Raw genomic sequence first — 6389 nt, forward strand, 5'->3', positions numbered from 1 at the left:
GGCCAAGCCATTCGCCTGGACCAGGCCTGCCGACACCATCCTCGGCACGCTGGCCAGGCTTCCTGCACCTTCCGTTTGAGTCAGTGCACTAGCACCTCTATTTAGGGGTGCGAGTTTCAGGCATTCGCCCACGAGTGTCCTCACCTGCCGCGCCTAACCTCCCGCGACCCCTTTGATGACTTTGCCCGTTCCGCCGCAGTTTGGGCACTCAGTGCCACCTTGGACTTTGCCCTTGCCACTGCAATCGGGGCAGACATCCTCACCGGTTCCAGGGGTGCCGGGCGGCGCATCGTCGCCCGGGTTCATGTCGGCGGTATTTGGTGTCGCTTGGGAGTTGTTATCGTTCTGGGCTCCGCTCGCCACGCACGCCTCCTCTGATGCTTGCCGCCAGGACTCACCTAACGGCGCCCGATGCGCCTCGTTGCCCCCCGCGCTGGGCGTCTAATCGGCGGCAACGAACGCTCGCTTATCGGCACTCCGTCCGGTCGAGTTCGCGCGCCTCCAGGCGGCCCTGTTCAGGAAGGAACACGGGATGGCCACCGCGCCTGCGACGGCGCCATGCCGCTCGATGTGGGCCACCTAGACCTGCAAGATCCTGCAGCAATGTCACCTAGCCTCCTACACCGTGGCCTGGAGCATGATCGTGCCGGGTGAAGGCGCCTGCTTACTCCACCCGCGCGCCGCTTGCCCGGATCAGCGGCGCCAGCCGGGCTTCCTCGCTAGCGCGGAAAGCGGTGATCTCCTCCGGCGTCGTCCACCAGGATTTGGCGCCGAGTTCCTGGAAGCTGCGGACTAGGTCGGGGCTATCGAGTGCCTGTTTTGCAAAGGCCGAGTGCCGCTTCACCACTGGCTCCGGGATGCCAGCGGGGCTGCAGACCGCACCCCAGGAGGTGATCTCAAAGCCCGGCAGAAACTCCGACATGGTCGGTAGTTCAGGTGCCGCCGCACTGCGCTGCGGGCCGGTGACGGCCAGCGCCCGTATCCGCCCCTCGCGCGCAGTCGGCAGGAGACCCGGGATGTTGTCCATGATCAGGTGCACCCGCCCGGCCAGCAGGTCGAGCAGCGCCGGTGCGCCACCACGATAGGGTACATGCAGAATGTCCGACCCGGCCATCTGCTTCAGCAACTCGCCCGAGAGATGTGGCGTGGTGCCGATGCCGGAGGAGCCATAGGCGTACTTACCGGGATTCGCCTTCAGCAGAGCGATCAGCTCCGGCACGCTGCGTGCCGGCAGGTCGTTATTGACAACCAGTAGGTTGGGCAACTGCCAGAGGCCGGAGATGAAGGTGAAGTCTTGCGCTGCATTGAACGGCAGGTTGGCATAGAGCGTCGGCGCAATAGCGTGCGGAGCGATGCTGCCCAGGCCGATCGTGTACCCGTCAGGCTGGGACTTCGCGATCGCGTCGACCCCGACATTGCCACCAGAGCCTGAGCGGTTCTCCACCACGAATTGCTGGCCGGTGATCTCGCTCATCTTAGCGCAGTAGAGCCGCGACAGCGTATCGGTGGCACCACCAGGCGGGAAGATGTTGATGTATCGGACCGCCCGGTTGGGCCAGTCCATACCCGGCTGCGCACGCCCCTGTGTAGATAGGCCGACAATCGAGGTAGCGAGCCCGCCGGCAATCACGCCCAGTGTGGCGCGGCGCGACCTGCGTTCAGACGCGGGCTCAAGGGTAGTGTGGCCCTGGGGTCTTCTCATGTCCTGTTCCTCCCGTGCACAGCTTGCTGCTGGCTTGTTTCCTGCTTGATACGGGCGGCGTGAGCCGAGGCACCGACCGAACAGCTGACAACATATGGGTGTGGCTAAACGGATGAGGACCAGTGGCGCTGCTGGAGAGCAGCGGCCGGTCGCTATCCCAGGTGGCTCAGGAACTCGGCATCGAGCGATCGGTCCTGCGAGCCTGGCGGCGCAAGTTGCGGCCATCAGGGACGTAGCCGCCGCATCTGGTGGCGGCTGCTGGCAATGGTCATGCAGCCCAGTTTGGCCGATCAGGCCGGATCAGTCCTTCAAGGGACGGCAGTTCACCGCCGAGGTTATCCTCTGGGCGGTCCGCTAGTACCTCATGTTCCCGGTGAGCTATCGCGATCTCGAACTCATGCTGGCCGATCCTGCGTAGAAGGTGGCCGAGCGCAACTGGAGCGGCCGTCAGCGATTGGAGCGAGTGGTATGTCGCGAAGCGGCTGATATTGGTCGTGCCGGGAGGTGCCCTCCAAACCCGCCTAGTTTTTCGGATGTACCGCTAAGCAGTCTTTCGCACGTTCCAGAACACGGTCGACGGCGCGCGTAGGATGCCGCTGACGCGCGAGGCTCGCCAAGCGTGCGGGATGATCCAGAGGCCGACAGGGATGAACGGCGGTTCCTCTAAGGCCAGTGCTTGCATACGCCGGGCAACCTGCTTTTGCGCGTCCAGGTCCGGTGCGTCGAACCAAGCGCCGCGCAGAGCCTCCATTCGCGGATTCGGATGGTCGTTCCCGTAAAGCGGCGTGTGCATTCCTGGATTGGTGGTCCAGAGGCCGGACCAGGAGAGGGCAAAGCAGTGCCAGGGGTTGCGGTCCGCACCCTCGCCGCTCGCCCGCCACCGGCCGACCATGGTGCCCCAGTCCATGGCTTGCAGATCCACATTCAATCCAATGCCGCGGAGCAGGGCATTGGCCACCAGGCCGATGGCGTTCGGCGCCGGCAGGTCAGTCGGCAGCATCTGCACCACCGGGCGACCATCATAGCCCGACTCCCTCACGAGCTTCCGCGCCAGCTCAAGGTTACGTTGGCCGATCAGGGTGGCCAGGCCCTCGTCATTCGCATAAGGGCTTTCTGGGTGGAACCAGCCGAAGCCGGTCTTGGTCAGTTCGGTATCGCCGCCTGCCAGCGCCTGCATGAACTCCTGCTGGTCCACGGCCGGGACCAGGGCGCGGCGCAGCGCGGGGTTATCGAACGGCGGGACGCGGGTGTTGAAGGTGATGAAACCGTAGAAACCGAGCCGCTCCACAACCTCGACCGTCACGTCGCGCATTCTACGAAGGCGTGGGACAAGGTCGAGCAGCGGCCGCTCCATCCAGTCCACCTCACCTTGCTGCAGCGCTGCGACGGCCGTCGCTGCGTCGGGCATCACCTGCCATTCGACACGCTCGAGATGCACGACCTTACCACCCGCCCAGGCCTCCGGTGGCTCGTGACGCGGAACGTAGCGCTCGAACTTCCGGAAGACGGCACGTGAGCCGGCGACCCATTCGTCGCGGACGAAGCGGAAAGGGCCGCTACCGATACTCTCCGTCACCTGCGTGAAGGCGTCCGTGCGCGCCACTCGCTCCGGCAGGATGACGGCCTGCGTCAGTGCGAAGGGCATGAGTGGGAAGGGCTTCGTGAGCCGAATTTCGAATCTGCGGTCGTCCAGCACTCGCATATCAGCCGTCTGCGACGCCACGCGCTTGCCGAAGACGTCACGCTGCGACCAGCGCCGGATGGAGGCGAGGCAATCTGCCGCGCGCACCGGCTCACCGTCGTGGAACCACAGCCCCTCGCGCAGGCGGAAGGTCCAGGTGAGCCCATTGGCGGAGAGTTCGTGCTCCTCCACCATCTGCGGCCGCGGCAGCAGGTCCGCACCGAGGCCATAGAGGAAGTCGTGCACCATCAGCGCGTAGTTTGTGGAAATCAGCGCCGAGGACCAGAGCGGGTCGAGCGAGGAGAGGTTCGCATGTGGCACGAAGCGCAGCGTGTTCGCTGCGGCGCCCTGACTAACAGCGGGGCCGGCGGGAGCGGAGGCAGCCGCGGCGCCGAGAAGTGGCCTCCTGCCGATGCTGCCCGAGATCCGTGCCATTGCACCCTCCGTGCCGTCCCGTCGGTTATCCTAGGAACATTCGGGACATGCCAGCAAGCCCGTCGCGCGATCAGTGCCACGCTGCTAGGCTGCGCTGACCAGCAGGGATTAAGCATGCGCGCCAGGATCCGCGACACCGAGCTCTATTTCGATGTGGAGGGCCAAGGTCTCGTCCCGGACGGGCCGTGGATGCGCGAGCGCCCCACTGCCTTCGCCATCCATGGTGGCCCGGGCGGCGACCATACCGGCTTCAAGCCCGGCTACACCGCGCTGACCGATGCCATGCAGGTTGTCTATTTTGACCACCGCGGCCAGGGGCGCTCGGCGCGCGGTGATGCCTCCCGCTGGACGCTGGACGAGAATGTCGAGGACATGGAGGCGCTGCGCCGACATCTCGGCCTCGGTCCCATCGTCTCCATCGGCACCAGCTATGGCGGCATGGTGGCGATGGCACATGCCGCGCGCTATCCCGAGGCTGTTTCGCACTTGGTCCTGGTCGTCACGGCCTCGCATGGTGGCTTCATCCCGCGCGCCCAGGAAATCCTCGCGGCGCGCGGTACGGAGGAGCAGAAGGCGCTCTGCGCCAAGGTGTGGGAAGGCGGCTTCGAGGACGAGGCGGAGTTGAAGCGGTACTACCGCGTCATGGGCCCGCTCTATGCAGCGAAGCATGACCCGGAGAAAGCCGAAGACGGCATCGCCCGCGCCATCCACAGCCCGGAGGCGCTGAACCGTGCCTTCCGGCCGGGCGGCTTCCTCCGCAGCTTTGATCTCAGGCCAGAGCTTGCACGCATCGCCGCGCCCACGCTGATCCTCGGCGGCCGGCTGGACTGGATCTGCCCACCGGAGTTCTCCGAGGAGATCCACGCGATCATCCGCGGCTCGCGCCTGGTCATCGTCGAGGAGTCCAGCCATTCCATGCGCGTCGACGCACCAGAACGGCTGTACAGCGAGATCCTTCGTTTTGTCGCAGGCTGAGGCGCTGGGAGACAGGCGAACCGACGGTGGTGCCCCTTAGGAAAACGCCGGCTGCCTAGCAATAGGCACGCCGGGTGTGTGGGTTGCGAATGGTGGTGTTAAAGAACTCCAGGAAGTGCAATTCGGCACGCTCGCTTGGGGCACGAACCAGGTTCGGAGTGTGCCGTTCAGTGCCGTTAAATAAAGTCGTGTCATAATCGGTCCGCCTTTAAGAGGTGGCCACTATCAACAATGGACGCTTATGTCAGAATCGGATCGCGTTTTTTCACGCCATTACAGGCGAGCCACATCTTCCAGCGAAACGCGGCACATTGTCACCGCACCTCGAAAGAACCGCTCAGGGACTATGGCGAACCGGGTTGTTGAAGTTGTGCATGTTGCACGTCGGACACCGAGACCACTGAAGGACCATCCGCATCCAGTGCGACGCGATGCCCGCGCGGAGAGTTGGCCTGGTGGGTTTCGTGCAAAGCCCACTTCGCCTGTTCCACTGCCAGAAGCGCAACCGGTGGTGCCCGAGCCCACATCTCCAGCCGTGCATGTCATGCCGGCATGGGAGCCATCAGTGCAGCAACTAGCCTCGACGAACGAGGAGCCCGCTGAGTTACCGAGCAGCGCCGCGACCATTGAACACCACGAGCAGCGTGACGCAGAGTCAAACGCGCTCAAGGTAACGACGCGGCGTTTTGCGGATCCCTTCGCCGCGGATGATGACGGCGCCAATTGCACCCGCTGCGGGTACCTTATCGATCAGGCACGAGAGAGGCGTGGCTTGTGGACGTGCTCGAAGTGCGGCTGATGCGCGATGATCGCATTTTAGGTCTGGTAACGACTTTGCAGCAGCTACAGCATGCGCGGTAGCTGACATTACCTCGCATGGACGGCAGCGCTCGGTGCTACAGCTACCCGAAATGGGCAACCCCGCCGCCACCCGCCGCTTTTATCCCGAGGCGCGAGGTCGTGGCGGTCACCTCTAACGAGGTGTGAGGCGCCTACTAGGCCAGCTTCCGCTGCCTGCAGCCGGGCATCCCAACCTGCAGATGGCGTAGTTTGGCCGAGAGCGGACTGACCGCCTTTGGGCAGCTCCTGGGCAAAGCTGACCTCGTAGACCACCAAGCGTTTTGGCCTCTACCGTCCAAGTCTGTCCTTGGCGCGTTCTACTCGACGCTCACGTGCCTTCGAAGCCGAGGATCACCGCCGATATGCCAAGCCCGACACCGACCGTGCCGCCACCGAAACCGAACAGCCTCAGCACCTCCCTCAGGCGTAACATCAAGGCCCTGGAAAACCGACGCCGCGAGGAAGCCGCGGCCGCAACCCGCGAGGAGCGGATCGCCGAGACCATCACCCGCTTCACCGGCAGCATGATCTTCGTCTACATCCACCTCGCCCTCTACGGCGCATGGATCCTGGTGAATCTCGGGCTCATACCAAGTGTACCCAAGTTCGACCCATCCTTCGTGGTGCTTGCGATGGAGGCCTCGGTAGAGGCCATCTTCCTCTCCACCTTCGTACTCATCAGCCAGAACCGCATGGCCGCCACGGCCGATAAGCGCGCCGATCTGGACCTCCAGATCAGCCTCCTGACGGAGCATG

Annotated in this window: 4 protein-coding genes and 1 pseudogene; 3 read left to right on the forward strand and 2 right to left on the reverse strand. The window is 64.3% G+C overall.

Features of this window, described 5'->3' with window-relative positions:
• Nucleotides 1–664 precede the first annotated feature (664 nt).
• Complete coding sequence (locus EP26_RS36540; RefSeq protein ID WP_052389844.1) at nt 665–1564, reverse strand: Bug family tripartite tricarboxylate transporter substrate binding protein; 900 nt, start codon at nt 1562–1564, stop codon at nt 665–667.
• Between the two features lie 260 nt (nt 1565–1824).
• On the opposite strand from EP26_RS36540, the pseudogene EP26_RS35790 reads away from it, so the two are divergent.
• Nucleotides 1825–1920 (forward strand): annotated as a pseudogene (locus EP26_RS35790) (transposase); the annotation flags it as partial.
• A gap of 323 nt (nt 1921–2243) precedes the next feature.
• On the opposite strand, the gene EP26_RS29225 reads toward EP26_RS35790, so the two are convergent.
• The gene (locus EP26_RS29225) at nt 2244–3818 is read right to left on the reverse strand and encodes an ABC transporter substrate-binding protein (protein WP_157033914.1); all 1575 of its coding nucleotides are present in this window, start codon (nt 3816–3818) and stop codon (nt 2244–2246) included.
• Between the two features lie 114 nt (nt 3819–3932).
• On the opposite strand from EP26_RS29225, the gene EP26_RS29230 reads away from it, so the two are divergent.
• On the forward strand, nt 3933–4793 hold the full coding sequence (locus EP26_RS29230; RefSeq protein WP_043344666.1) for an alpha/beta fold hydrolase: 861 nt from the start codon (nt 3933–3935) through the stop codon (nt 4791–4793).
• A gap of 1202 nt (nt 4794–5995) precedes the next feature.
• Nucleotides 5996–6389, forward strand: a 394-nt coding sequence (locus EP26_RS29235; protein ID WP_043344668.1) for a DUF1003 domain-containing protein, incomplete at its 3' end; no start/stop codon positions are given.

It is taken from the genome of Belnapia moabensis DSM 16746, assembly GCF_000745835.1.
Lineage (GTDB): Bacteria > Pseudomonadota > Alphaproteobacteria > Acetobacterales > Acetobacteraceae > Belnapia > Belnapia moabensis.

Bases quoted from the DNA above. Each gene is read 5' to 3' on its own strand.
- EP26_RS29225 (WP_157033914.1), bottom strand. From the start codon at position 3,818: ATGGCACGGATCTCGGGCAGCATCGGCAGGAGGCCACTTCTCGGCGCC.
- EP26_RS29230 (WP_043344666.1), top strand. From the start codon at position 3,933: ATGCGCGCCAGGATCCGCGACACCGAGCTCTATTTCGATGTGGAGGGC.
- EP26_RS36540 (WP_052389844.1), bottom strand. From the start codon at position 1,564: ATGGACTGGCCCAACCGGGCGGTCCGATACATCAACATCTTCCCGCCT.